This is a genomic window from Acetobacter ascendens, from assembly GCF_001766235.1.
Taxonomy (GTDB): domain Bacteria; phylum Pseudomonadota; class Alphaproteobacteria; order Acetobacterales; family Acetobacteraceae; genus Acetobacter; species Acetobacter ascendens.
In genome coordinates this window covers 537,617-562,247 of record NZ_CP015164.1, presented here as the reverse complement: position 1 = coordinate 562,247, position 24,631 = coordinate 537,617, and the positions used below count along the sequence as shown (strand labels likewise).

30 protein-coding genes are annotated in these 24,631 nt (G+C 53.8%); 4 read left to right on the top strand and 26 right to left on the bottom strand.

All coding sequences use genetic code 11. From position 1 onward, the window contains the following. Positions 1-12: 12 nt before the first annotated feature. From A4S02_RS02775 to A4S02_RS02760, 4 genes are read left to right on the top strand one after another with little or no spacing between them, the layout of a single operon-like run. The gene (locus A4S02_RS02775) at positions 13-1,248 is read left to right on the top strand and encodes an efflux RND transporter periplasmic adaptor subunit (protein ID WP_019090063.1); all 1,236 of its coding nucleotides are present in this window, start codon (positions 13-15) and stop codon (positions 1,246-1,248) included. Beyond that, positions 1,245-4,436 (top strand): efflux RND transporter permease subunit, encoded by a 3,192-nt coding sequence (locus A4S02_RS02770; protein ID WP_070322880.1) that lies wholly within the window; start codon positions 1,245-1,247, stop codon positions 4,434-4,436. The genes A4S02_RS02775 and A4S02_RS02770 overlap by 4 nt, the downstream gene beginning before the upstream one ends. Then, a complete protein-coding gene (locus A4S02_RS02765) occupies positions 4,433-7,741 on the top strand; it encodes an efflux RND transporter permease subunit (protein ID WP_070322879.1) in 3,309 nt (1,102 codons plus the stop codon). Before A4S02_RS02770 ends, A4S02_RS02765 begins: the two co-directional genes overlap by 4 nt. Beyond that, a complete protein-coding gene (locus A4S02_RS02760; RefSeq protein ID WP_019090060.1) occupies positions 7,741-9,306 on the top strand; it encodes an efflux transporter outer membrane subunit in 1,566 nt (521 codons plus the stop codon). Before A4S02_RS02765 ends, A4S02_RS02760 begins: the two co-directional genes overlap by 1 nt. Before the next feature lie 198 nt (positions 9,307-9,504). On the opposite strand, the gene A4S02_RS02755 is transcribed toward A4S02_RS02760, so the two are convergent. The 26 genes from A4S02_RS02755 to rpsC all read right to left on the bottom strand — a co-directional run bounded on the left by A4S02_RS02755 (position 9,505) and on the right by rpsC (position 24,628). Beyond that, positions 9,505-10,584, bottom strand: coding sequence for an IS5 family transposase (locus A4S02_RS02755; protein ID WP_070322878.1), 1,080 nt, complete (start codon positions 10,582-10,584; stop codon positions 9,505-9,507). A 102-nt stretch (positions 10,585-10,686) separates the two neighbouring features. Continuing rightward, positions 10,687-10,863 (bottom strand): DUF1328 domain-containing protein, encoded by a 177-nt coding sequence (locus A4S02_RS02750; RefSeq protein WP_003622765.1) that lies wholly within the window; start codon positions 10,861-10,863, stop codon positions 10,687-10,689. Between the two features lie 63 nt (positions 10,864-10,926). Further along, positions 10,927-11,160 carry a hypothetical protein gene (locus tag A4S02_RS02745; RefSeq protein WP_003622764.1) on the bottom strand — a complete coding sequence of 78 codons (234 nt, stop codon included), beginning with the start codon at positions 11,158-11,160 and terminating at the stop codon, positions 10,927-10,929. An 83-nt stretch (positions 11,161-11,243) separates the two neighbouring features. Further along, the gene (locus tag A4S02_RS02740) at positions 11,244-12,062 is read right to left on the bottom strand and encodes an ABC transporter ATP-binding protein (protein ID WP_019090059.1); all 819 of its coding nucleotides are present in this window, start codon (positions 12,060-12,062) and stop codon (positions 11,244-11,246) included. Continuing rightward, a complete protein-coding gene (locus A4S02_RS02735; protein WP_070322877.1) occupies positions 12,050-12,814 on the bottom strand; it encodes an ABC transporter permease in 765 nt (254 codons plus the stop codon). Before A4S02_RS02735 ends, A4S02_RS02740 begins: the two co-directional genes overlap by 13 nt. Then, positions 12,811-13,872, bottom strand: coding sequence for an ABC transporter substrate-binding protein (locus A4S02_RS02730; RefSeq protein WP_070324147.1), 1,062 nt, complete (start codon positions 13,870-13,872; stop codon positions 12,811-12,813). Before A4S02_RS02730 ends, A4S02_RS02735 begins: the two co-directional genes overlap by 4 nt. A 176-nt stretch (positions 13,873-14,048) precedes the next feature. Continuing rightward, positions 14,049-14,474, bottom strand: coding sequence for a 50S ribosomal protein L17 (rplQ, locus tag A4S02_RS02725; RefSeq protein WP_070322876.1), 426 nt, complete (start codon positions 14,472-14,474; stop codon positions 14,049-14,051). 34 nt (positions 14,475-14,508) lie between these two features. Next, the gene (locus tag A4S02_RS02720; RefSeq protein ID WP_003622752.1) at positions 14,509-15,528 is read right to left on the bottom strand and encodes a DNA-directed RNA polymerase subunit alpha; all 1,020 of its coding nucleotides are present in this window, start codon (positions 15,526-15,528) and stop codon (positions 14,509-14,511) included. A gap of 109 nt (positions 15,529-15,637) precedes the next feature. Then, positions 15,638-16,033, bottom strand: coding sequence for a 30S ribosomal protein S11 (gene rpsK, locus A4S02_RS02715; RefSeq protein WP_070322875.1), 396 nt, complete (start codon positions 16,031-16,033; stop codon positions 15,638-15,640). A gap of 66 nt (positions 16,034-16,099) precedes the next feature. Continuing rightward, positions 16,100-16,477, bottom strand: coding sequence for a 30S ribosomal protein S13 (gene rpsM, locus A4S02_RS02710; RefSeq protein WP_006116037.1), 378 nt, complete (start codon positions 16,475-16,477; stop codon positions 16,100-16,102). A 113-nt stretch (positions 16,478-16,590) separates the two neighbouring features. Then, a complete protein-coding gene (locus A4S02_RS02705) occupies positions 16,591-17,259 on the bottom strand; it encodes an adenylate kinase (protein WP_019090054.1) in 669 nt (222 codons plus the stop codon). Then, positions 17,256-18,614, bottom strand: a complete 1,359-nt coding sequence (secY, locus tag A4S02_RS02700; protein ID WP_070322874.1) for a preprotein translocase subunit SecY — start codon at positions 18,612-18,614, stop codon at positions 17,256-17,258. The genes A4S02_RS02705 and secY overlap by 4 nt, the downstream gene beginning before the upstream one ends. Positions 18,615-18,749: 135 nt before the next feature. Continuing rightward, positions 18,750-19,238, bottom strand: a complete 489-nt coding sequence (gene rplO / locus A4S02_RS02695; RefSeq protein WP_019090053.1) for a 50S ribosomal protein L15 — start codon at positions 19,236-19,238, stop codon at positions 18,750-18,752. A 1-nt stretch (position 19,239) separates the two neighbouring features. Next, the gene (gene rpmD / locus A4S02_RS02690) at positions 19,240-19,425 is read right to left on the bottom strand and encodes a 50S ribosomal protein L30 (protein WP_003622738.1); all 186 of its coding nucleotides are present in this window, start codon (positions 19,423-19,425) and stop codon (positions 19,240-19,242) included. After that, a complete protein-coding gene (gene rpsE, locus A4S02_RS02685) occupies positions 19,418-19,993 on the bottom strand; it encodes a 30S ribosomal protein S5 (protein WP_070322873.1) in 576 nt (191 codons plus the stop codon). The genes rpmD and rpsE overlap by 8 nt, the downstream gene beginning before the upstream one ends. A 15-nt stretch (positions 19,994-20,008) precedes the next feature. Continuing rightward, positions 20,009-20,371, bottom strand: coding sequence for a 50S ribosomal protein L18 (gene rplR, locus A4S02_RS02680; protein ID WP_070322872.1), 363 nt, complete (start codon positions 20,369-20,371; stop codon positions 20,009-20,011). Beyond that, the gene (gene rplF, locus A4S02_RS02675; protein WP_070322871.1) at positions 20,371-20,904 is read right to left on the bottom strand and encodes a 50S ribosomal protein L6; all 534 of its coding nucleotides are present in this window, start codon (positions 20,902-20,904) and stop codon (positions 20,371-20,373) included. Before rplF ends, rplR begins: the two co-directional genes overlap by 1 nt. A gap of 10 nt (positions 20,905-20,914) precedes the next feature. After that, a complete protein-coding gene (gene rpsH / locus A4S02_RS02670) occupies positions 20,915-21,313 on the bottom strand; it encodes a 30S ribosomal protein S8 (protein ID WP_003622730.1) in 399 nt (132 codons plus the stop codon). A 9-nt stretch (positions 21,314-21,322) separates the two neighbouring features. Beyond that, a complete protein-coding gene (rpsN, locus tag A4S02_RS02665) occupies positions 21,323-21,628 on the bottom strand; it encodes a 30S ribosomal protein S14 (RefSeq protein WP_003622728.1) in 306 nt (101 codons plus the stop codon). 79 nt (positions 21,629-21,707) lie between these two features. Further along, positions 21,708-22,277: a 50S ribosomal protein L5 gene (gene rplE, locus A4S02_RS02660; RefSeq protein ID WP_003622727.1), complete on the bottom strand. Its 570-nt coding sequence runs from the start codon at positions 22,275-22,277 to the stop codon at positions 21,708-21,710. 10 nt (positions 22,278-22,287) lie between these two features. After that, complete coding sequence (gene rplX, locus A4S02_RS02655) at positions 22,288-22,608, bottom strand: 50S ribosomal protein L24 (protein WP_070322870.1); 321 nt, start codon at positions 22,606-22,608, stop codon at positions 22,288-22,290. Then, a complete protein-coding gene (gene rplN / locus A4S02_RS02650; RefSeq protein ID WP_012812770.1) occupies positions 22,608-22,976 on the bottom strand; it encodes a 50S ribosomal protein L14 in 369 nt (122 codons plus the stop codon). Before rplN ends, rplX begins: the two co-directional genes overlap by 1 nt. Before the next feature lie 18 nt (positions 22,977-22,994). Then, the gene (gene rpsQ, locus A4S02_RS02645; RefSeq protein ID WP_006116046.1) at positions 22,995-23,264 is read right to left on the bottom strand and encodes a 30S ribosomal protein S17; all 270 of its coding nucleotides are present in this window, start codon (positions 23,262-23,264) and stop codon (positions 22,995-22,997) included. A gap of 13 nt (positions 23,265-23,277) precedes the next feature. After that, complete coding sequence (rpmC, locus tag A4S02_RS02640) at positions 23,278-23,514, bottom strand: 50S ribosomal protein L29 (RefSeq protein WP_026019477.1); 237 nt, start codon at positions 23,512-23,514, stop codon at positions 23,278-23,280. A 1-nt stretch (position 23,515) separates the two neighbouring features. Further along, positions 23,516-23,932: a 50S ribosomal protein L16 gene (rplP, locus tag A4S02_RS02635; protein WP_070322869.1), complete on the bottom strand. Its 417-nt coding sequence runs from the start codon at positions 23,930-23,932 to the stop codon at positions 23,516-23,518. Between the two features lie 18 nt (positions 23,933-23,950). Beyond that, positions 23,951-24,628, bottom strand: coding sequence for a 30S ribosomal protein S3 (rpsC, locus tag A4S02_RS02630; RefSeq protein ID WP_070322868.1), 678 nt, complete (start codon positions 24,626-24,628; stop codon positions 23,951-23,953). Between the last annotated feature and the right edge of the window lie 3 nt (positions 24,629-24,631).

The following is a 24,631-nucleotide window of genomic DNA, read 5'->3' as shown; positions in this document are numbered from 1 at the left end:
GCAGCGCGCCACATGGATGAACATCAGCCAGCCTCTCCCGCTTCTCCGTCTTCACCATCTCCGCGCCCTCCCCGTAAAAAACGGATGTTACTTGCAGGCATAGCTCTGGCAGGTGCGTGCGTACTGGCCTTTGCCTTCCTGCGCCCGCATGGAGACACCAGCAGCGGAACGCATAAAAAAGGCAAACACCAAACTGCAGATGCATCTCAGGGGCAGCCGGTTGCCGTGCAAACGGTGCATAGTGGTGCCATGCCCGTGGTGTTTACTGAGTTGGGAACGGTTATTCCCATTACCAACGTGACCGTGCAAACCCGCGTGGAAGGCTACCTGATGAACGTGCTGTTTACGGAAGGACAGCACGTTCACAAAGGCGATCTGCTGGCACTGATAGACACCCGACCCTATGAGGTGCAACTGGCCCAATATGAAGGACAGCTTGCCGCAGATAAGGCGCAGCTTGCGCAGGCACGCGTTGATAGCGCGCGTTACCAGCGCCTGATCCGGCAAGACAGTATTGATGCCAAAACCGCCAAGGATCAGCAGTTTGTTGTGCAGCAGCTAGAAGGCACTGTAAAATCCGATCAGGCACTGGTGGATAACCAGAAGCTCCAGATCACTTACTGCCATATTATTGCACCTGTAGATGGCCGCATTGGCATACGTGCCGTGGATAAGGGCAACTACGTTACGGCAGGCCAATCTGGCGGGCTGGCTATTCTCACGCAGATGCAGCCTATCTCCGTTATCTTCACGTTGCCGCAGGATCAGCTACCAGAAGTGGCGGAAGAACTACGCACTCAAAAGTCTCTTCCCGTAGAGGCATGGAACAGTTCCAACACGCAAAAAATTGCTGATGGCACCGTCAGCACGTTAGATAGTGAAATAGATACCTCCACCGGCACCGTGCGCCTGCGTGCCATTTTCCCCAACACAGATGAGCATCTATTCCCCAATCAATTTGTAAATGCTCGTCTGTTGGTCAAAACACTTAACAACGTGCTGCTGCTGCCCACTACAGCCGTGCAAACCGGCCCCACCGGCCTGTTTGTTTACGTTGTAAAGGCCGATAACACTGTTGAGGTGCGGCCCGTTACCACGGGCACATCAGATGGCACCAACATTGTTGTTTCCACCGGCCTGAAGGATGGTGACAAGGTTGTAACAGATGGCACAGATCATCTGCGCGCTGGCATTAAAGTCACCATTCCTGCACAAACCACCCCAGCATCGGATTCCGCAGCAAAGTGAACCCATCAGCCCTTTTTATTCGCAGGCCGGTTGCCACTACTCTGCTTATGCTGGCCATTTTTATGGCTGGCCTGCTGGGCTACCATTTTCTGCCCGTTTCCGCCCTGCCTCAGGTAGATTATCCAACCATTACGGTTGAAACATTCTACCCCGGTGCCGGGCCGGATGTGATGTCTACCTCTGTTACCGCTCCGCTGGAAACCCAGTTTGGCCAAATGCCGGGGCTAGACCAGATGACATCACGATCATCTGGCGGAGCATCGGTTATTACCCTGCGCTTTGCACTGGATACCTCTATCGATGTGGCGGAACAGGAAGTTCAGGCAGCTATCAACCAAGCCAATTCCCTGCTGCCAACAGACCTGCCAGCCCCTCCGGTTTACGCCAAGGTAAACCCGGCTGATACACCTGTGCTTACGCTGGGCATTACATCCTCCACCATTCCGCTACCCGAAGTGGAAGACTATGTGGATACGCGTCTGGCACAGAAAATCAGCCAGATTTCTGGCGTGGGGTTGGTGACGCTTTCTGGTGGCAACCGCAAGGCTATTCGGGTGCGGGTGAACATTCCCAAGCTCACATCCTATGGGATGGATCTGGACACGTTACGCACCACCATTGGCAACGTGAACGTAAACTCCCCTACCGGTACGTTTGATGGCCCGCAAAAGGCCGCCACGTTGCAGGTGGATGGGCAGATTACCAGCGCAGATGTGCTGCTTAATCAGGTTATTGCCTACCAGAACAGCGGCCCCATCCGCCTGCGTGATGTGGCAACCGTGGTTGTGGGCGCAGAAAACACGCAGCTTGCGGCGTGGTCTAACCTGACACCTGCGCTCATCATGAACGTGCAGCGCCAGCCCGGCGCCAACGTGATTTCCGTGGTGGATAACGTAAAGGCCACCCTGCCTGCCCTGCGGGAAACACTACCTCCGGGTATTGATATTACCCCGCTGACAGACCGCACAACCACCATCCGCGCTTCTGTATCCGATGTACAGGGTGAACTGTTTTTATCTCTCGCGCTGGTTGTGGCAGTTATTTTTGTATTCCTGCGCAATATCCCTGCCACCATTATTCCCAGCCTGTCTGTGCCGCTTTCCATTATCGGCACGCTGGCAGTGATGTATCTGCTGGATTTCTCGCTGGATAATCTGTCGCTCATGGCGCTTACGATCGCCACCGGCTTTGTGGTGGATGATGCCATTGTCATGATCGAAAACATCTCCCGCTACGTGGAAGCAGGAGAAGACCGGATGACAGCCGCCTTGAAAGGGGCTGGGGAAATTGGCTTTACCATTATCTCGCTGACAATCTCGCTGATTGCGGTGTTGATTCCGCTGCTGTTCATGGGGGATGTGGTGGGCCGCCTGTTCCATGAATTTGCGCTTACGCTGGCTGTGACCATCATTCTGTCTGCTGTGGTCTCGCTTACGCTGGTGCCGATGATGTGTGCGCGCATTCTTTCCGAACGTGTGCATGATGCTGGCTCTGCCACAACGGCATTCCAGCGCTGGTCTGCCCGGATGGAAGATTACACGGAAAAACTGATTGCCGGGTATGACCGCATACTGGATGTGGTGCTGGCCCACCGTGTGCTCACCCTGTGCGTGGCCGTGGGCACACTGGTGCTTACGGGTGTGCTGGCGTGGGTTATCCCCAAAGGGTTCTTTCCTGCGCAGGATACAGGGGTTATTCAGGGCATCTCCGTTGCCTCACAAACCATCTCTTTTGAGAGCATGAAGGAGCATCAGCAGGAACTTGCCAAAGTGCTGCTGAAAGACCCGGATGTGGTCTCGCTTTCTTCCTTTATTGGGGTAGATGGGCAGAACGCTACGCTCAATCAGGGCCGGTTCCTCATTAACCTCAAACCGCATGATGACCGTACAAGTACCGCAGCGCAAATTGCCCGCCGCCTGGCAGATGAAACCGCACAGGTCGCCGGTATCAAACTGTATATGCAGCCTATTCAGGATCTCTCTCTGGATACAACGGTTACAGCCACGCAATACCAGTTCCTGTTGGAAAACCCCGAATACAGTGCCTTTGAAACATGGGTGCCCAAACTGCTGGACCGCCTAAAGCAGGAACCTGCGCTTTCTGATGTCACATCGGATTTGCAGGCATCTGGGCTGGTGGCAAAGGTTACGCTGGATAGAGCCACTGGGGCGCGCTATTCCATTACGCCGCAAACCGTTGATAACGTGCTGTATGACAGCTTTGGCCAGCGGCAGATTTCCACCATCTATACGCAGTCCAACCAGTATCGCGTTATTCTGGAAGCAGACTCGCAGTTTCAGACCAACCTGACCTCACTCTCCCAACTTTATCTGCCGGGTATCAGCGGCAATTCGGGGGAAAGTGTTTCTGGCCCCACGCGTTCGCCCACCTCCGGGTTGGTGCCGCTGGCTGCTGTTACCACCGTTACGCAGGAAACAGCCCCCCTGCTGCTCACGCATTTTGGGCAGTTCCCCGCCACCACCATTTCCTTCAATTTGAGCGATGGTTACGCGCTGGGGGATGCAACGACCGCCATCCGCAAGGTAGAAAAAGAAATAGGTCTGCCCTCCGCCTTCCAGACATCGTTCCAAGGCACTGCGGCAGCGTTTGAAGGCTCACTCAGCAACGAGCTGTTCCTTGTGGCTGCGGCGCTGATAGCCGTGTACATCGTGTTGGGCATTCTGTACGAAAGCTTTGTGCACCCGGTTACCATTTTGTCCACCCTGCCCTCCGCCGCCATTGGTGCGCTGCTTACGCTAATGATTGCAGGCGTGGATCTGGATATTATGGGTATTATCGGCATTGTACTGCTGATTGGTATTGTGAAGAAAAATGCCATCATGATGATCGACTTCGCGCTGGAAGCCGAACGTGTGCATGGCATGGACTCCCTGCAATCCATCCGCACCGCTGCCACGCTGCGTTTTCGCCCTATTTTGATGACAACCCTTGCCGCCATGCTGGGTGCCGTGCCTATGGTGATCTCCCACGGCACGGGTTCGGAACTACGCTACCCTCTGGGGCTGAGTATTATTGGCGGGCTGGCACTTTCCCAGTTGCTTACGCTGTTCACCACGCCGGTTATCTATCTGGCGCTGGATACACTGGCCCATAAATTCAATGCCATGCGGCATCGGCATAGCCAGCCTTCTGCCCCACCTCCGGCTGATGGACATTCCGCACCATGAGCATAAGCCGGCTGTTTATTGACCGGCCCGTGGCCACCATTCTGCTTACGGTGGCCATGTTGCTGGGGGGCATTTTAGGCTACCGGACACTGCCGGTATCTGACCTGCCGAATGTGGATTTTCCGGTCATTATGGTACAGGCCACACAGGCCGGTGGTAGCCCGGAAGAAATTGCCAGTTCTGTGGCGGCCCCGCTTGAGCGGCATTTGGGTCAGATTGCGGATGTGACGGAAATGACGTCACAATCCTCACAAAACACCACACGCATCATGCTGCAATTTTCTCTCTCGCGCGATATCAACGGCGCTGCGCGAGATGTGGAAGCCGCCCTTCAGGCAGCCCATGCAGATATGCCTTCCTCCCTGCGGCAAAACCCAACGTACCGTAAAGCCAACCCCAACGGCGCGCCCATTCTGATTTTAACCCTAACATCAGATACACATACGCGCCCGCAGCTTTATGATTACGCCACCAACGTGTTGGTGCAGCATCTTTCCTCCGTAGCAGGGGTTGGTCAGGTAGAAATCAGCGGGAGTGCGCTGCCGGCTATCCGTGCGGAAATAAACCCCCTGCCGCTTTACCGCTATGGCATCAGCTTTGAAGACGTGCGCGCAGCCTTGGCCTCGGCCAATGCCCATACCCCCAAAGGTATTATTGATCAGGGTGGCATGCGCTTTACGCTGGATACGAATGATCAGGTCAGCAAAGCGCAGGATTATCGAGATCTGATTATTGCATGGCGCAATAGTCGGCCCGTGCGGCTGGCGGATATTGCCCAAGTGCGTGACAGCGTGGAAGACCTACGCAACGCAGGGTATTACAACGGCCAAGATTCAGTTATTGCCATAGTGTTCCCACAGGCTGGGGCCAACGTGATCCATACGGTGGATCAGATCAACGCCAAGTTGCCTATGCTCAAGGCCGCCCTGCCCGGTGGGGTGGATTTGCATGTAGGGCTGGATCGCTCCCTTACCATTCGTGCCTCTCTGGCAGATACACAGTTTACACTGGTTATTTCCGTGGTGCTGGTTGTGCTGATGGTGCTGCTGTTCCTGCACTCTGTTAGAATGACGCTTATTCCCGCCATTGTGGTGCCAGCTTCTATTGTGGCCACCTTTGGGGTGATGGCAATGTTTGGCTATTCGCTGGACAACATGTCCCTTATGGCGCTTACGGTTTCTACCGGCTTTGTGGTGGATGATGCCATTGTGGTGGTGGAAAACATTGCCCGCTACATAGAGCAAGGCCTTGCCCCGCGTGATGCCGCCATAAAAGGCAGTGGCGAGGTGGCTTTTACCGTTTTCTCCATTTCCATTTCGCTTATTGCGGTTTTTCTGCCCATTCTGCTGATGGGTGGTCTTGCGGGCCGGTTATTCCACGAATTCGCCATGACGGTCAGCATCACCATCATTATTTCCATGGTGTTGTCTCTCACCCTTACGCCCATGATGGCCGCTTACCTGTTGGCCCCACGTGCATCTTCGCTTGAAACACAGGAGCGTCCTCCGCTTTCTGCCCGCGTGGCGGCACGTATTACCCGTGCGTTGGATAAACTTCAGGCTGGATATGCGTATTCGCTAGATGTGGCGCTGCGGCATAGCAAGCTGGTGTTGCTAAGCCTGCCCTTTACGCTGGCACTGATTGTTGCACTGTTTATTCTCATGCCCAAAGGCTTCTTCCCGGTGGAAGATACGGGCCTGTTGATGGGACATTTGCGGGGGGATCAGTCCATCTCTTTTGGCGCACTCAGCAAAAAGCTGGCTGATGTGCAAAAGGCCATTCTGGCGGAACCGGAGGTGCAAAGTGTTTCCTCCTTTATCGGTGGGCGCGGTTCCTCCAACCAAGCCAATCTGTTCCTGCAGTTACAGGACAAAAGCAAGCGTTCGGATACGCCAACAGACCTTATCAACCGTATCAGCAAGCGGTTGAGCAAACTGGTGGGGGCTGATTTCTACCTGATGGAACCCGGTGCCGTACGTGCGGGTGCCCGGCAGAGCAATGCGTCCTACCAATATACATTGGAGGGTGAAAACGCATCCGAGCTTTATACATGGACAGATAAACTCCAAAGTGAACTGCGCCACCACTCGGAACTGACCGATCTTTCATCCGACGTGCAGCAGGGTGGTTCTGCCATGAGCGTGGATATAGACCGCGATACCTCCGCACGTGTCAGCATCACGCCTCAGCTGCTTTCCAACACGCTGTATGATGCCTTCGGGCAACGCGCGGCCTCAGTTATCTACAACAGGCTCAATCAGTATCGCGTAGTCATGGAAGCTGATCCGGTGCTGTGGTCTAACCCCCATAGCCTGATGCAGGTGTGGGTCAGTGTGGCTGGTGGCACAGCAGGTGGTGGCACACAATCCAACACCATACGTGTGCGCAACACCAGCGGGCTGGATGCCGCAGGCAGTAGCTCGGAATCCTCCCTGAGTTCGGAATCCTTCAAAAACCAGATTGCCAACGCACTGGCTGGTGGTGCCGGGGCTTCCAGCGGTTCCGCCGTCAGCACCTCTTCTGAAAGCATGGTGCCACTTACGCTGGTTTCACAGATTGTGCAGACACGCACCCCCCTTTCGGTCAACCATCAGGGTATGGCAGTGGCTTCCACTATCTCCTTCAATCTGGCCAAGGGGGTTTCGCTCAGTACGGCAACACAGATTATCAATGCTGCTCAGGTTACGTTGCACATGCCCTCTACCATCCACGGCAGCTTTGCGGGAAATGCCGCACAGTTCCAGAAGGCCGTGAATGATGAGCCCCTGCTGATCCTGGCAGCTCTATGCGCCGTGTATATTGTTCTGGGTATTCTGTACGAAAGCTACCTGCACCCGCTCACCATTCTTTCCACTCTGCCTTCTGCGGGTGTTGGGGCGCTGCTGGCGCTGCAACTGGCTGGTGAAGAGTTCTCGCTTATTGCCATGATCGGGGTGATTTTACTGATTGGCATTGTGAAGAAAAACGCCATCATGTTGGTGGACTTTGCCCTTGTGGCAGAACGTGAACATGGCATGTCTTCACTTGAGGCCATTCGTACTGCCTGCCTGCTCCGCTTCCGCCCCATTATCATGACATCCGCTGCCGCAGCACTGGGGGCAGCCCCGCTGATGATCACCAATGGCTATGGGGCAGAACTGCGCCACCCGTTGGGCATTGCCATTGTGGGTGGGTTGCTCGTCAGTCAGGCACTTACGCTTTACACCACCCCTGTTATTTATCTTACGCTTGATACGTGGCGACTGCACGTTCAGAAAATACGCCTGCGCTCTTTCTTTTCTCGCACCTCCCGGCAGGATAGCTGATGGTTTCGCCTTCTTTTTCCAGCATGATGCTCAAACACAAAAAACTGTCCCGCCGCGCTGCCAGCCTTATGGCACCACTGGCGCTTATGGGCTGCATGGTTGGCCCCAATTACAAACGCCCTTCGGCCATTATCTCTCCGCAGTTTAAGGAGCTTCGGCCTGCTGCTGGCTGGAACTATGCGCAACCCAGCTTGGCCGCCATTCCCAAAGGCGCGTGGTGGACGTTGTATAATGACCCGCTGTTGAACCAGCTTGAATCTCAGGTTGAAATCAACAACCAGAACGTGGCGCAGTATGAGGCCAGATACCGCAATGCCCGCGCTGCTATTAACGCCATACGGGCAGAACTATATCCTACGTTAAGCGGTGCCCTCTCCTTCAACCGTCAGAGTTCTGGCCGTGGCTCTCGCTCATCGGGCACGATCATCAATTACGGAGATACAACGTCATCCGTTGCCTCCAACACCACTGAAAACACCTATGCAATGGGGGCTTCAGCCTCGTGGGATCTGGATTTGTGGGGCAATATCCGCCGCCAGATTCAGGCTCAGGTCACAGAGGCTCAGGCTTCTGCGGCTGATTTGGCCAATGCCAAACTCTCCTATCAGGCACAGTTGGCAACAGCCTATTTTAACCTGCGGTATCAGGACAGCTTGCACGATCTGCTGCAAAAAAACGTAGATTTTTACGAGCGCTCCTACCAGATTACCAAAAACCAGTATGATGCGGGCACGGCTGACCCCACCACCCTAATGCAGGCCAAAACGCAGCTTGAACAAACTCGTGCTCAAGCCACCGCAACAGATGCCGCCCGCGCAGGATATGAACACGCCATTGCCATTCTGATGGGCAAATCTCCGGCAGATCTTTCCATCCCACATGGTGCACTCACGCGCGATATTCCGGCTATTCCCGTTGCTGTGCCCTCAGAGCTTCTGCAACGTAGGCCAGATGTTTCTGCCGCAGAACGTAGGATGGAAGAATATAACGCCCAGATTGGCGCAGCACTTGCAGCCTTTTACCCAGACGTAAAACTAACGGCCAGCTACTCCTACAGTGGTGACCCGGTAGGGGCGCTGGTGCAGGTAGCCAACCGTATTTGGGCCTTGGGCGCTTCCGCCACGGAAACCTTGTTTGAAGGTGGTGCACGTACCGCTGCCGTGCGTGAAGCCAACACCAATTACAATTACTACGTGGCTGCCTACCGCCAGACCGTACTAACCGCCCTGCAACAGGTGGAAGATCAGCTTGCCAACCTGCGCGTGCTGGCAGATCAGGCAGACCAGCAGGCCGTTGCTGTAGAAGCAGCCAACAAGGCTGTGCAGATTTCCTTCAACCAGTACATGGCTGGCACCCAGATTTACACCACGGTGATTACGGCGGAAGTAACAGCTCTTTCCAACGCAGAAACGGCGCTGCAAATTCAGCAAAGCCGCATTCTGGATTCCGTCACGCTGATTGAGGCTCTTGGCGGTGGATGGGATGCTTCCTCCCTGCCTAGCAAAGATTCCATGCAGACAGACAACCCCCTTCTGCCTTCCTTTATTCAGAAGGACAAAAACTAGGGTTTGCCGCATTTCGGCTACACAAACAAAAACCCCCGGCCTTTGCAGACCGGGGGTTTTTCATGTGGAGGGATCGAAGAACCCTTGATTGATGTGCTTGGCCGGTAATTTCTGGGTTTTGGCGATTTGATTGACGGTTTTTGCGATGGCGTCCAGTCTGCGTTTTGAGCAGATTGGGAGTTGTCTCTCGCTGGATGGCTATGCGCTCGCGTTCAATCTTTCGAGGAAGAGGAGGCGGCGCATATTGTAGACGATATTGGCGAGCCCGATCCTCATGGTGGCTCGACTGATACCGACAGTCCGGACAAACAGCCCCGTCTGTGACTTCTGATCGGCAAAGACATGCTCGACACGCGAGCGGATGACCGACTTTCCAGCATTTGATTTCTGGATATGCCGGGGCATAGGCTTGAGATGCGGCTTTTTGCGATGAACCTTGGAGACAAAGCCCTGCTTTTCCATGAAGTCTTCGTTGTCTTTTGAGCGATAGGCCGTGTCGGCCCAGACACTTGAGGCCGTATTGGTTTTATCCAGAAGCCCCTCTCTCAATCGCGCGCCATCACTGGCAGCGGCATGCGTTGTTTTCCATTTGCGGATGAACCGGTATTTCCGATCGATGGAAACATGCGATTTATAGCCAAAGAACGGGATGGCGAGATCGCTGGATGGCATGGTTCCATCATCCTGCCGCTTCGCCTTCGTGAACTTCAGTGTCCAGCGCGCATGACGATCCTTGTGCGACAGCTTTGCGGGTTTGTCCTGCCAGTCTTCAGGAATACGGCCTGCTCGCAGATCCGCTTTCTCTGCATTGGTGTTCCGCTGCTTCGGAGCCGCTACCAGCGTGGCATCCAGGATCTGGCCTGACATCGGCAAATACCCGGCGTTACGCAGGGTCGCATCAAAGCGGTCAAACAGCCTTTCAATGGCACCCGCCTGTGTCAAACGCTTTTGACACAGCCAGACCGTTTTGGCATCCGGCACCCGATCTGAAAGTCCCAGCCCAAGGAAACGCATAAAGGAGAGGCGATCGTTGATCAGATATTCCGTCCGCTCATCAGACAAATTGTTGAGCGTCTGGATCACCAGGATCTTGAACATCAGCACAGGATCAAATGGCGGTCGTCCGCCCTTGCTTCCATCGGAATACGCCAGGGCCTTGTCCAGATCAGGACGGAACGCTTCAAAATCCACAGTCCGGGAAAACGCTTCGAGCTGATCGCCAAGCCCACTCAGCCGGGCAAGACGCTCTTCAACATCAAAGAAACCAGACTGCTTCATATCGCCATTCCCTCAATCAACGCAGAAGAAATAGAATCATACAGAAGACCTCAAAACCAGGGGGTTTTTAGAACCCTCCATGTTCTGGTTATTCAGAACCTGTTATTTTGTAATGGCGCGCCCAGCCAGCAAGGCCACCACCAGAAAAACAACAAAAAGAATAATTGCAATAAAGAACAGGATTTTTGCCATTCCTGCGGCTGCGGTGGAAATGCCGCCAAAACCGAACAGCCCCGCAATAAGGGAAATAACCAGAAAAAACAGTGCCAGCTTCAGCATGTAATCATCTCCTTCATACTTTCAGGCAGAGTTTTTCTGACTGAAAGACGTCTATCAAAAACCTCAACGTCGCCGACGCAGCAGGCCACCAACAATAAAACTGAAAATCCCCACAACCGGCAGGATCAGGAATGGCCGGTCAATCACCACATCTTTCACTGCTTCTGTTGCAGCACAACGCTTGCCTGGGTTCATTTCATCATAACTGGGGAGTTGGCTGAACAAGCCTTCCGCACCATCCTGAACACGGCCAATGCCTTCTTCCAGCGCGTAATCCTTTGTGTTGTCATCGCTCATGCGATGTCTCCCCGTTTTGTTGCATGTGAACGCACGACACCCCGCAAAGGATGCCGTGTTATGTTTATTTATATGCTTTTCAACTAAATTTCAGCAGAACGCCAGTACGGAGCGCCACCGGGGTCTTTTTCCCCTGCAATCATGGCGCGTAAACGGGCAGCATATGTTCTGAAAGCTGTGCTTTCGGGGTTTCTTTCATCCATTGTAATGGCAATTTCCCCCGTAATGCCTGCTGGTGGGCCACCTGCCAGCACCACCACGCGTGTGGCAAGGCGCAAGGCTTCCTCAATATCATGCGTTACAAACAGCACGGTTTTATGTGTTTGCATCCAGATACGCTGGAGTTCTTCTTGCAGGCTGCTACGTGTAATGGGGTCTAGCGCGCCAAAGGGCTCATCCATCAACAGCAGATCAGGGTTTACGGTAAAAGCACGGGCAACTCCTACACGCTGGCGCTGACCACCGGACATGCGGCGTGGCCACCGGTCTGCTGCTTCCTCCAGCCCCACCAGTTTGAGCGCATCCATAGCGCGGGTACGCTTTTCTTCACGCGTGAGGCCCAAGCCTTCCAGCCCGAACTCAACATTTTTCAGCACAGAGCGCCACGGCATAAGCCGCGCATCCTGAAACACCAAGGCACGCCGGCGCCGTTTGGTGCCTGTTTCTTCTGCATTTGTTGTGCAGGCCGAACCGCCTACTGTGCCTTCCGTAGGCTGCATCAGCCCCATAAACACGCGCAACAATGTGGATTTACCCACACCAGATGGGCCTAAAAGCGCAACAAATTCGCCCTGCTCCAATGTCAGGCTGACATTGCGCAGTACAAAATTAGCCCCGCCATCATGCGAGAGGCCGACATTATCCAAGCTGGCAACACTATGTTTTTCGCTCATGGTTGCCACCTCAGCACGCGCTTTCTTACAAACCCGAACAGAAAATCAGTTACCGCATAAAGCAGGGCCATGGTGAGCATGTAAACAACCACAACATCGGTTGCCAGCAAGCTGGAGGCCTGCATCATTCGCGCACCAATACCGGGAACACCAAACAGCTCCGCCGCCACAACAGACATCCAGCCCTGCCCCAAGCCTGTGCGTAGGCCAGACATAAGGCCGGGAGAGGCCGCAGGCAGCACCACTTTGAACAAGCGGCCAAAAAAGCTGCCATGCCCAAAAGCGGCAGCCAGTTCATACAGCTCTGGGTCCACCCCGCGCACTGCGCTATGAGCCGCGTAAAAGTTGATCCAGAAGACCGAAATGGCGATGACAAAAGTGGCGCCTGATGTGTTCAGACCAAACCATAAAATGGCAAAAGGCACCCACGCCAAACCCGGCACGGGGCGCAGCAGCCGGACAATACCTTCCAGTAAACCATCCACAACAGCCAGCATTCCGCACAGAATACCTAAACCAGCCCCCAGCACGGAACCAATAAGCAGGCCCAACAGATAATGATGCAGACTGTCTAGAATGGCCTGTTGCCAAAAGCCTCCGCGCACTTCATCCAGCCAGGCTGGCTCAAGTGAACTGGGAGCAGGCACCATACCAGAAGGCAGCAACCCTGTTCGGACTGCTGTCTCCCACCCTCCAAAAAAGACGATAAGCCCAACAAGACCTAACGCCCATTTTGTTGAAAACGAAACTTTATCCCTCACTGCTGGCTCTGCTTCCACATCTCCAGATCAAACAGGCCATCCACTGGCTCGGCTTTGCGCAAAAGCCCCTGTTCAACCTCAAAATCCTGCAACTGACGCACGCCTTCTACAATACGCGCAGGATCGCTCACAAAATGCTGTGCAGAGCGTACAAGGGCCTTTTGTAGCACTTCTTCCTTCAGCATACCGCCACCCAGTGCCGTGCGCACGAAAGGAGCTGCTTCATCCGGGTGCTGGGCCACCAAGGTGTTGGCTTTAACAAACAGGCCTGTGAGCGTTTTTGCCCACGGAACTTCAGTTGGTTTTACAATAGCCAGAACAGAACCCGGCTGATCGGGCAGCATATCATGCCCAGTGGCCAGAATTCTGGCTTCCGGCACGCGCATTTTTGCAACTGTTAAAGAAGGTTCGCGCAATACGGCGGCATCTACTGCACCAGCCAGAAACGCCTGCTGTGCGGCATCAATATCTACACCGGCAATGTTGATAACAGAGGCTGGCTGCGCAATATCAAGGCGTTTTTGCAGCCAATAACGCAGCATGATATCCGGCACAGAACCGGCTGGCTGTGCAGCAACCCTTGGCAGATGGCCTTGCTCCTGCTTGAACTTGGCAAAGCCGTCCTTAATGACCTGAGCAGACAAGCCACCTTCTTGCCCCTCTGGCATCATTTGTGCCAATGGGCCGCGCGCCACCAACTCCAATTCTTCAACCGAGCCAGAAGCAACAACCTTAACATCCACGCCATGCGCACGCGCCTGCAACAGCGGCAGTACACCCGCCACGTAGGCATCAATCCGCCCGGATACCAAAGCCTGAATAGCCTGCGGGCCAGAGCCAAAACGCACAAGCTGCAAATCCAGCCCAGCCTGCTTAGCCCAGCCTTCACCATCCAGAACAAACAGAGCGGATGAACCCAGAACAGGAATATACCCAATACGCACCGGGGTTCCGGCCCGTGCCTGCTGTGTCAGCCCTACAAAAAGCAGGCTGATCACCAGCATAATCCGCAGAAAAACTCGCCTCATAATGCCACCGTGTTTGTTTACGCCATTCATTTTGCAATTACTAACGTGCCACAAGGCTATATTGTCAATATAGCAAGTAGAAATGGTGTAAATTTTCCAGCCAATTTCACGATATAAAATCGCATCACTAGGGCACTTAATATAAAGCATAAAAAAAGGCCGGCCCATTTCTGAGCCAGCCTTTTTCTAAAAACCGGATGAGTAGCTTATGCAGCCAGATCCTGCTTTTCTTCTGCTTCCGGACGTGGGCCGCTGTCCTGCCCTTTGGCAGAAACATCGCGATCAACCAGTTCGATAACAGCCATAGGTGCGGCATCGCCATAACGCACACCAGCACGCAGAACGCGCGTATAACCGCCGCTACGAGCCTTGTAGCGTTCTGCAATAGCAGTAAACAGCTTTTTCACGATCACATCATCACGCAGCATGGCAAAAGCCTGACGACGAGCATGCAGGTCGCCCCGCTTACCCAGCGTAATCAGCTTTTCAACAACCGGACGCAGTTCCTTAGCTTTAGGCAGCGTGGTGGTGATTTGTTCGTGTTTGATCAGTGCAACAGCCATATTACGAAACATGGCTGCGCGATGAGAAGAAGTAACGCCGAGCTTTCTGCCGGCAATCCCGTGACGCATAGTTCAGTTCCTACGTATCGTGTGAAAAGTCAGATCAAAACGGCTCATCAAGCCGCTTTGCCAGCTCTTCAATATTTTCCGGCGGCCAAGCCGGCACATTCATACCCAAGGACAGCCCCATAGAGGTGAGAACTTCCTTGATTTCGTTCAGGGATTTCCGGCCAAAGTTCGGAGTACGGAGCATTTCCTGCTCGCTCTTCTGCACCAGATCCCCAATGTAGATGATGTTGTCGTTCTTCAGGCAATTTGCACTACGAACAGACAGCTCAAGCTCATCCACCTTACGCAGCAGATTGCGGTTGAACGGCAGATCATCTTCAGGCTCTTCAGCCTGCACAGGGCGCGGTTCATCAAAGTTGATGAACAGCTGAAGCTGATCCTGCAGAATACGTGCAGCCAGAGCCACAGCATCTTCAGGTGTTACAGCGCCATTGGTTTCAACCGTCAGCAGCAGCTTATCATAGTCGGTCACCTGCCCAACGCGGGTAGGCTCAACTTTATAAGACACGCGCTTTACAGGGGAATAAATTGCATCCACCGGAATCAGGCCAATTGGTGCGTCTTCCGGGCGGTTAGCCGCGGCAGGCACATAGCCTTTACCCATGTTAACAATAAACTCCATGCCCAGCTTAACGCCATCGTCCAGCGTGCAGATAACAAGATCGGGGTTCATGATCTCGATATCATGGCCGGTCTGGATCTGACGGGCACGCACTTCACCGGGGCCTGTGGCCGTCAGCATCATACGCTTTGGCCCTTCGCCATGCATACGCAGTGCCAGCTGCTTGATGTTCAGCACGATGTCCGTAACATCTTCCCGAACACCTGCAACAGACGAGAACTCATGCAGCACGCCGTCAATCTGCACAGCAGTAACAGCCGCACCCTGAAGCGAGGACAGCAGAACACGCCGCAGCGCATTCCCCAGTGTCATCCCGAACCCGCGTTCCAGAGGTTCTGCAACCACGGTTGCGATGCGTGCTGGCTCCACACCGGATTCGACCTCAAGCTTTTCAGGCTTGATCAGAGATTGCCAGTTTTTCTGAAGGACCAAGGTACCGGCCTTTCAATACGAAAAACCACTGCAATCGCAGCGATTTCTCTGAAGTGGACACAACAACCGGAAGACAGCCTAATGAATAAGCTGTCTTCCTGCTCAGGACTTAGACGCGGCGACGCTTACGCGGGCGGCAGCCATTGTGCGGAACCGGCGTCATATCGCGGATGGAGGTGATGGTGAAACCAACAACAGCCTGCAAAGCACGCAGTGCGCTTTCACGCCCTGACCCAGGACCGGAAACTTCGATTTCCAGAGTTTCCATACCATGTTCGCGAGCCTTGCGACCTGCGTCTTCCGCCGCAACCTGCGCCGCATAAGGCGTAGATTTCCGAGACCCCTTAAAACCCTGTGCACCAGCGGAAGACCAAGAAATGGCATTCCCCTGCGCATCAGAGATGGTGATCATGGTGTTGTTGAACGTGGAGAGCACATGCGCCACGCCAGAAATAATGTTCTTACGCTCTTTTTTGCGAATACGCGGAGTTGCGGCTTTCGCCATGTCTTTTCTACCTCAGTCCCTGCCCAGAGCCTGCCATAGCAGGGTTAGACATCCTAACCAGTTGGATTAGCGCGTTGCTTTTTTCTTGCCTGCAATCGCCACAGCCTTGCCCTTGCGCGTGCGGGCATTGGTGTGTGTGCGCTGACCGTGCACAGGCAGACCACGACGATGACGCAGACCGCGGTAGCAGCCCAGATCCATCAGACGCTTGATGTTCATTGCGATTTCACGACGCAGATCGCCTTCAACGCGATACTTGCTGTCGATCAGTTCACGCACCTTCAGGATTTCGTCATCGCTCAGCTCATTTACCCGCTTTGCTTCCGGAATTTCCAGAGCTTTGCAGATTTCAGCAGCCTTAGTTGCGCCAATCCCGTAAATATACTGAAGCCCGATAACAACCCGTTTGTTGGTCGGGACATTCACGCCGGCAATACGTGCCACGCCTTATACTCCTGTTCGCCCGCCTTAACCACGAACGCTCATAGCCCTTGGGGCAGATTTCACTTGGTGGCCGCGAAATATACCGGCCACCGCCACAAGTCAACGAAAACGGATCACTTTTTCGTGATCAGCCCCTCGCTGGCAAGCGCATCTTCGATTTCGCCTGTCACTTCAGAGGCCGACAGCATGCCGTTAATTTTGTGCAGCCGTCCGGTTTTTTCATAAAACGGCAGAATCGGTGCCGTGAGTTTCCGGTACTCTTTCAGCCGTTCAACAACGGTTTCCCGCTTATCATCCGCCCGACGCTTAAACTCATGGCTACCGCAAGAATCACAGGTTCCTTCCACCTTAGGTGGGTTAGAGACCTCGTTGTACGTTTTGCCGCAGTTGCCACAAGTGAAGCGACCGGAAATCCGATCTGCCAGAATTTCTTCGTCTACATCCAGGAAGAGAACCGTATCGATCTTCTTCCCATCAGAAGACAGCATGCTGTCCAGCTCTTCAGCCTGCGCCAGTGTGCGCGGGAAACCGTCCAGAATGAAGCCATTCTGGCAATCTGCCTGCGCAATCCGGCTTTTCAGCATTGCAATAATCAGCTCATCAGGAACCAGTTTCCCAGCATCCATTAAAGCTTTTGCCTGCTTTCCGGTTTCAGATCCCTTGGACACTTCTGCACGCAGCATATCGCCCGTAGAAATCTGGATCAGCCCATACCGTTCTTCAAGAAGTTTGGACTGCGTACCTTTTCCCGCGCCGGGAGGGCCCAGAAAAATAATATTCATCGTCTGATGATCCTCTGCTTCCTACCGCCGCGCGATTTACGCATAAGCCCCTGATATTGATGCGCCACCAGATGAGACTGAATTTGTGTGACCGTATCAATAGTTACAGACACAATAACAATCAGACTCGTTCCGCCAAAATAGAACGGTACGTTGTAGTGGCTGATCAGGATCTGAGGCAACAGACAGACTGCCACCATATACGCTGCACCGATCGTAGTCAGACGGGTGAGAATTTTATCAAAGTACGATGCCGTAGAAGCACCAGGACGCACACCGGGGATAAAACCACCCTGCTTTCTCAAATTATCGGCTGTTTCCGTCGGATTGAAGGTAACGGCCGCATAGAAATATGAGAAAAACACGATCATGGCAGCATAGAACAGCATATACAGCGGCTGCCCTTGCCCAAGCTCCTGCCCCAGAAATGAAAGCCAACCAGGCAGAGACTTGCCATTCATAAAGCCAGCAATCGTTACCGGAATCAGCAGCACCGAAGAGGCAAAAATCGGTGGAATAACGCCTGCAGTATTCACTTTCAGTGGCATATGGGTTGTATCACCCCCAAACATCCGCTGCCCCATCTGGCGTTTTGGATACTGGATAACAACCCGGCGTTGCGCCTGCTCCATGAACACAATGAACATGATGGTAAGCGCTGCGAGAACCAAGAAAAGCAGCACAAAAAACGGCGAAAGTGCGCCCGTGTAGCCAAGCTGAAAAAGACTTGCCAGTGCATGCGGCAGGTTGGCCACAATACCCGCAAAGATAATGAGTGAGATCCCATTCCCCACGCCGCGCGCGGTAATCTGCTCACCCAGCCACATCAGAAACATGGTTCCGCCAACAAGCGTGGTTACGCATGAAAGCAAAAAGAACATACCTGGATGAACAACAGCAGCGCCTGCAGCGCTATGTACATTCTCCAGCCCAACCGCTATCCCATACGCCTGAAACAGCGCGATAAGAACAGTTAGGTAACGTGTATACTGATTAAGCTTTTTACGCCCCTGTTCACCTTCCTTCTTGAGAGCCTCAAGAGAAGGCACAGCAGTAGACATAAGCTGCACAATAATAGACGCAGAGATATATGGCATGATGTTCAGTGCGAACACGGTCATACGCCCAAGCGCACCCCCCGTGAACATGTTGAACATGCCCAGAATACCACCCTGATGCTGCGCCAGAAGCTGCCCCATAACTGTGGCATCTACCCCCGGAACCGGGATGTATGCGCCCAAGCGGTAAACAATCAGCGCACCCAGCGTAAACCAGATTCGCTTTTTAAGTTCAGTCGCTTTGGCAAAAGAGCCTACATTAAAGTTGGCAGCCAGTTGTTCGGCCGCGGAAGCCATGCATCCGTCCTTTCATACAAACAGCGCCACCACGGCTGTGGAGACGCTGGCACAATCGCCTGAAAAATTCAGACAACATTCTGAGAAGGAACAAGAAAGGAGAACAGTGCGAACACTGCTCTCCTTTTTGCAACATCAGGAAGCGCTGGCTTCAGCAGCTTTTGGCTGCAGCAGCTTAACACTACCTCCGGCTTTTTCTACTGCTGCAACAGCGGAAGCTGATGCGCCAGAGACTTCAAACGTAACAGCTTTTGTCAGCTCACCTTCGGCCAGAATGCGCACGCCAGCATATTTGCCAGTGCCAACCAGACCAGCTTTTTTCAAAGCTTCTTCAGTAACTGCTGCATCTGCTGCAAGTTTGCCATCAGCCAGGGCTTTTTCCACCGCGCCAAGGTTTACAGGAGCATAAACCTTACGGAAGATGTTTTTGAAACCACGCTTTGGCAGACGACGGTAGATAGGAAGCTGACCACCTTCAAACCCGTTCAGGGAAACCCCTTCACGAGCTTTCTGGCCTTTTACACCCCTACCAGACGTCTTACCCTTACCAGAACCAATACCGCGCCCAAGACGCTTCTTCCGGTAACGGGAACCTTCGTTATCACGAAGTTCGTTCAGCTTCATTTCAATCCTCCACCTTCACCAGGTGAGCCACTTTGCGTACCATACCCCGGACAGACGGGGTATCTTCCAGAACGCGTTCACGGCCAATCTTGTTCAGACCCAGACCGATCAAAGTTGCCTGCTGCCCAGGCTTACGTCCGTTACCGGACGCAATCTGCACAACCTTAAAGGTTTTTTTATCAGACATCAGCGCCCTCCGCAGCAACTGCCTGTTCACGCTTACCGAAGATTTCAGCAACCTTCTTACCGCGACGGCTAGCTACAGAACGTGGGCTGGCACAACGTGTTAGCGCATCAAAGGTTGCCTTAACCATGTTGTGCGGGTTCCGGGTGCCCAGAGACTTCGCAACAACATCGTTAATACCAAGGCTTTCAAACACAGCACGCATCGGACCACCAGCGATGATCCCCGTCCCTGCTTCGGCTGACCGCAGCACAACCTTACCGGCACCGAAGTGACCAGCAACATCATGATGCAGTGTACGGCCTTCCTTCATCGGGACACGGATCATGCCACGTTTGGCGCGTTCCGTAGCCTTACGAATTGCTTCAGGAACTTCGCGCGCTTTACCTGCACCGTAGCCAACACGCCCTTTCTGGTCACCAACGACAACCAGAGCGGCGAAAGCAAACCGACGACCACCTTTAACCACTTTCGCAACGCGATTGATGGTTACCAGCTTGTCAACCAGTTCATCCCCTTCGCGTTCACGCTCACGGCCGCCTCGACCGCCTTCTCTTGGTTCACGAGCCATTCCGTGATCCTTTCCTCAGAAGGAGAGACCGCCCTCACGGGCCGCCTCTGCCAGGGCCTTGACGCGCCCGTGATAAAGATAAGACCCCCTGTCGAACACGACCTGAGATACACCTGCAGCAACGGCGCGCTGTGCAACCAGCTTACCGACAGCGCCAGCGCTTTCCTGCGTCGAACCTTTTTTCAGATCCGTCTGCAGCTCCTTATCCAAGGAGGACGCTGAGGCCAGAGTGCGGCCCTGCGCATCGTCGATCACCTGAGCATAAATGTTCTTGCCAGACCGGAAAACAAACAGACGCGGGCGCCCACCTGCCTTGCGGCGCAGCTGAAAACGGAGACGCGCCCGACGGCGGTTCCGCAATTCCTGCTGAGTGCTCATTATTTCTTCTTGCCTTCCTTACGACGAATGGTTTCCGTTTCGTACCGAACACCTTTGCCCTTGTAAGGTTCAGGCTTACGGAAGCTGCGGATATCAAGGGTAACCTGCCCAACCCGCTGCTTATCGATCCCTTCCACCACAATAGCCGTCGGACGCGGCGTAGAAATCTTGATGCCTGCAGGAATCGGATACACAACATCATGGGAGAACCCAAGGTTCATCACCAGATTGGAACCCTGCACAGCCGCACGGTAACCTGTGCCGTTAATTTCCAGAGCCTTGGAAAAACCTTCCGAAACCCCTTTAACAGCCGCTGCGATCAGGGCACGTGTTGTACCCCACATCATGCGAGCCTGAGCAGCAGTGCCCACTGGCTGCACAACAACTTTACCATCCTGCACATCAACGGAAACATGTGAAGAAAGTGGCAGAGCCAACTCCCCCAACTTTCCTTTGGCCTTCAGAACACCATCTGCAATAGCGATGGTTACCCCTGCCGGCACTTCAACAGGATACTTGCCTACGCGTGACATTTACCCCTCCTTAGAAAACACGGCAGAGGACTTCACCGCCAACATTGGCAGCACGAGCCTCAACATCGGAAAGAACACCACGCGGCGTAGAAAGGATGGAAACACCCAGACCGGCACAAACACGAGGAAGTTCTTTAATTTTGGAATATACGCGACGGCCAGGGCGTGAAACGCGCTGGATTTCGCGGATAACCGGCTCACCGTCAGTATATTTCAGCTCGATATGCAGCTGAGCAATACCCTTACGGACGTCTTCACGCTTATAGCCACGAATGTAGCCTTCACGCTGCAGAGCTTCCAGAACACTCACGCGCAACTTGGAAGCCGGAGCCACACAAGCATTATGACGCGCACGCTGAGCATTACGAATACGGGTGAGCATATCACCCAAAGGATCAGAAAGTGACATCTCGCGCCCTTACCAGCTTGCTTTAACCACGCCCGGAATCTGGCCTTCAGATGCCAGATCACGGAAAGCAATACGGCACAGCTCAAACTTGCGGTAGTTACCGCGAGAACGACCTGTCAGTTTGCAGCGCAAACGAACCCGCACGCGCGAACCATTGCGCGGCAGTTCAGCCAACTTCAAAGACGCATCAAACCGATCCTCCACGGGAAGAGAACGATCCATAACGATATTTTTGAGAGCTACCCGCTTCTCTTTATCCCGTGCCGCCATGCGCGCGCGCTTTGCGTTACGCAGAATGGCAGAAGTCTTAGCCATACAAATTACCTCCGGAACCCTTCGAAAACCTTCGACGGTTTTCCAAGATCACACATTAAAACACCCAGAAGGGTCTGTATCACCCCAAGAAGGGAAGATCAAACGCCTTAAGTAGGGCCTTGGCTTCTGCATCTGTCTTTGCACTGGTAACAAATACCACGTCCATGCCGCGGATTTCATCTACCTTATCGTATTCGATTTCAGGAAAGATGATCTGTTCTTTCAGACCCAGAGCAAAGTTACCACGACCGTCAAAACCTTTGGTAGCCGGCAGACCGCGGAAATCGCGGATGCGTGGCATAGCAATGGTTACCAGACGGTCAAGGAATTCATACATCCGTGCACGGCGCAGAGTGACCTTACAGCCAATCGGCAGACCTTCACGGATCTTGAAACCCGCGATAGCTTTCTTCGCCACTGTTTTAACAGGCTTCTGACCAGCAATAAGAGCCATTTCTGCAACAGCAGCATCCAGCTTCTTCTGATCGCCAGCAGCTTCACCCACGCCCATGTTCAGGACGATTTTCTCAAGGTGAGGCACCTGCATTTCATTTTTGTAACCAAACTGCTTGCGCAGGTTGGCACGCAGTTCGCTTTCATACCGCTGTTGAAAGCGCGGCAGAGAACGACCTTCCTGTTTCGCACTCATTCGTAGCCCCTCAACCTTCAATAGCTTCGCCGGTCGCCTTAGCGATGCGAACTTTTTTGCCGTTTTCCAGCACTCGGAAGCCAACACGTGTGGGCTTTTTAGAGGCCGGATCAATCAGCTTCAGGTTAGAAAGGTGAATGGGCGCTTCACGGGTAATAATCCCGCCTTCTTCACCCATGCGGCGCGCACGCTGATGGCGCTTAATCAGCGCCACGCCACGTACAACAGCACGGCTTTCAGAAGGACGAACCTCCAGAACTTCTCCCTGCGTTCCTTTGGAGGAACCGCTGATGACGACAACCGTATCGCCTTTTTTAATACGGGCAGCCATTACAACACCTCCGGCGCAAGAGAGATGATCTTCATGAACTTCTTCGCACGCAATTCACGCACAACCGGTCCAAAAATACGCGTACCAATTGGTTCCTGCTGCTTGTTAATCAGCACGGCTGCGTTTTTATCGAAACGGATAGCGCTACCATCAGGCCGACGGACAGGATAGGAAGTCCGCACGATAACAGCCTGGTGAACGTCGCCCTTCTTCACTTTCCCGCGCGGGATAGCTTCTTTAACGGAAACGACGATCACGTCGCCGACCGAGGCGGACTTCCGCTTGGAGCCGCCCAGTACCTTGATGCACTGCACCTGACGTGCGCCGGAATTATCGGCCACGTCAAGGTTGGTCTCGGGATGGATCATAACCTAAATATCCTTACGTTAAGCCGATGCACCGGCTTCCGCACCAACGACTTCGCCGTTGCGGGAAATCACAGTCCACGTCTTGCGGCGTGAAATAGGCGGACATTCAACAATCCGCACGGAGTCACCAACCTTGCAGATATTTTCTTCATCATGCGCCGCATATTTTTTAGAGCGACGAATGAATTTCTTATAGAGCGGATGCATGACGCGACGATCAACAAGAACCGTAATGGTTTTGTCCATCTTATCGCTGGTCACACGCCCGGTCAGGACGCGCCTTGGCATCGGCTAACTCTCCTCAGGCATTGGCAGCAGATGTTTTTGCACCTGCTGCAGTCTTTGTATTTTGCACCGCAATCGTCTTGATTCGTGCAATCTCACGGCGCACCGCACGCATGCGGCTCTGCGCTTCAGTCTGACCCGTGGCCTGCTGGAAACGCAGATTAAGCTGCTCACGCTTCAATTCAACCAGACGAGCTTCGAGCTCGTCTGGAGTCTTGGCGCGCAAATCGGCTGGCTTAGTTGCCTTTACCATCTCACGCATCTCCAATTCGGGTCACAAACTTGGTCTTGATCGGCAGTTTTGCTGCACCCAGAGCCAACGCTTCACGCGCCAGTTCAGGGGGTACACCTTCGATCTCGAACAGAATGCGACCTGGCTTCACACGGGCCACCCAGAATTCGGGGGAACCCTTACCGGAGCCCATACGCACTTCTGCAGGTTTTGTCGAGACCGGAAGGTCAGGAAAAATACGAATCCAGACGCGACCTGCACGTTTCATGGCACGTGTGATAGCCCGACGGGAGGCTTCAATCTGGCGTGCCGTAATACGTTCCGGCTGAAGAGCCTTCAGTCCAAACGTACCGAAGTTCAACGTGGTGCCACTTTTAGCAAGGCCGTAGATACGGCCTTTGTGGGCTTTACGGAATTTTGTCCGCTTCGGGGAAAGCATGTTGTTTTATCCCTCTCCTCAGCGCTGAGGAGCCTGTTCGGCCGCCCGGCGATCCTGAGCCATCGGATCATGAGCAAGAATTTCGCCCTTAAAGATCCAGACCTTTACACCGCAAGTGCCATAAGTGGTCTTTGCTGTGGCTGTGCCATAATCGATATCAGCACGTAGGGTGTGCAGAGGCACACGACCTTCACGATACCATTCGATACGTGCAATTTCTGCGCCACCAAGGCGACCAGAGCAGTTAATACGAATGCCCTGTGCGCCCAGACGCATTGCAGACTGCACTGCACGCTTCATAGCACGACGGAAAGCCACACGACGTTCCAGCTGCTGAGCAATGTTTTCTGCAACCAATGTTGCATCGATTTCCGGCTTGCGGATTTCAACAATGTTCAGCGCAACTTCCGTGCCTGTCATACGTGTCAGCTCCTTGCGGAGCGCATCGATGTCCTGGCCCTTCTTCCCAATCACAACACCCGGACGGGCAGCGTAAATGGTAACGCGGGGCTTTTTAGCCGGACGTTCGATAACGACACGAGACACACCAGCGCCAACCAGCTTGCGGCGCAGGAATGCACGCAGCTTCAAATCTTCATGAAGCAGCTTTGAATAGTCGGAATCGGCATACCACCGGCTATCCCACGTGCGGTTGATACCGAGCCGCAGCCCGATTGGATTGACTTTATGTCCCATACC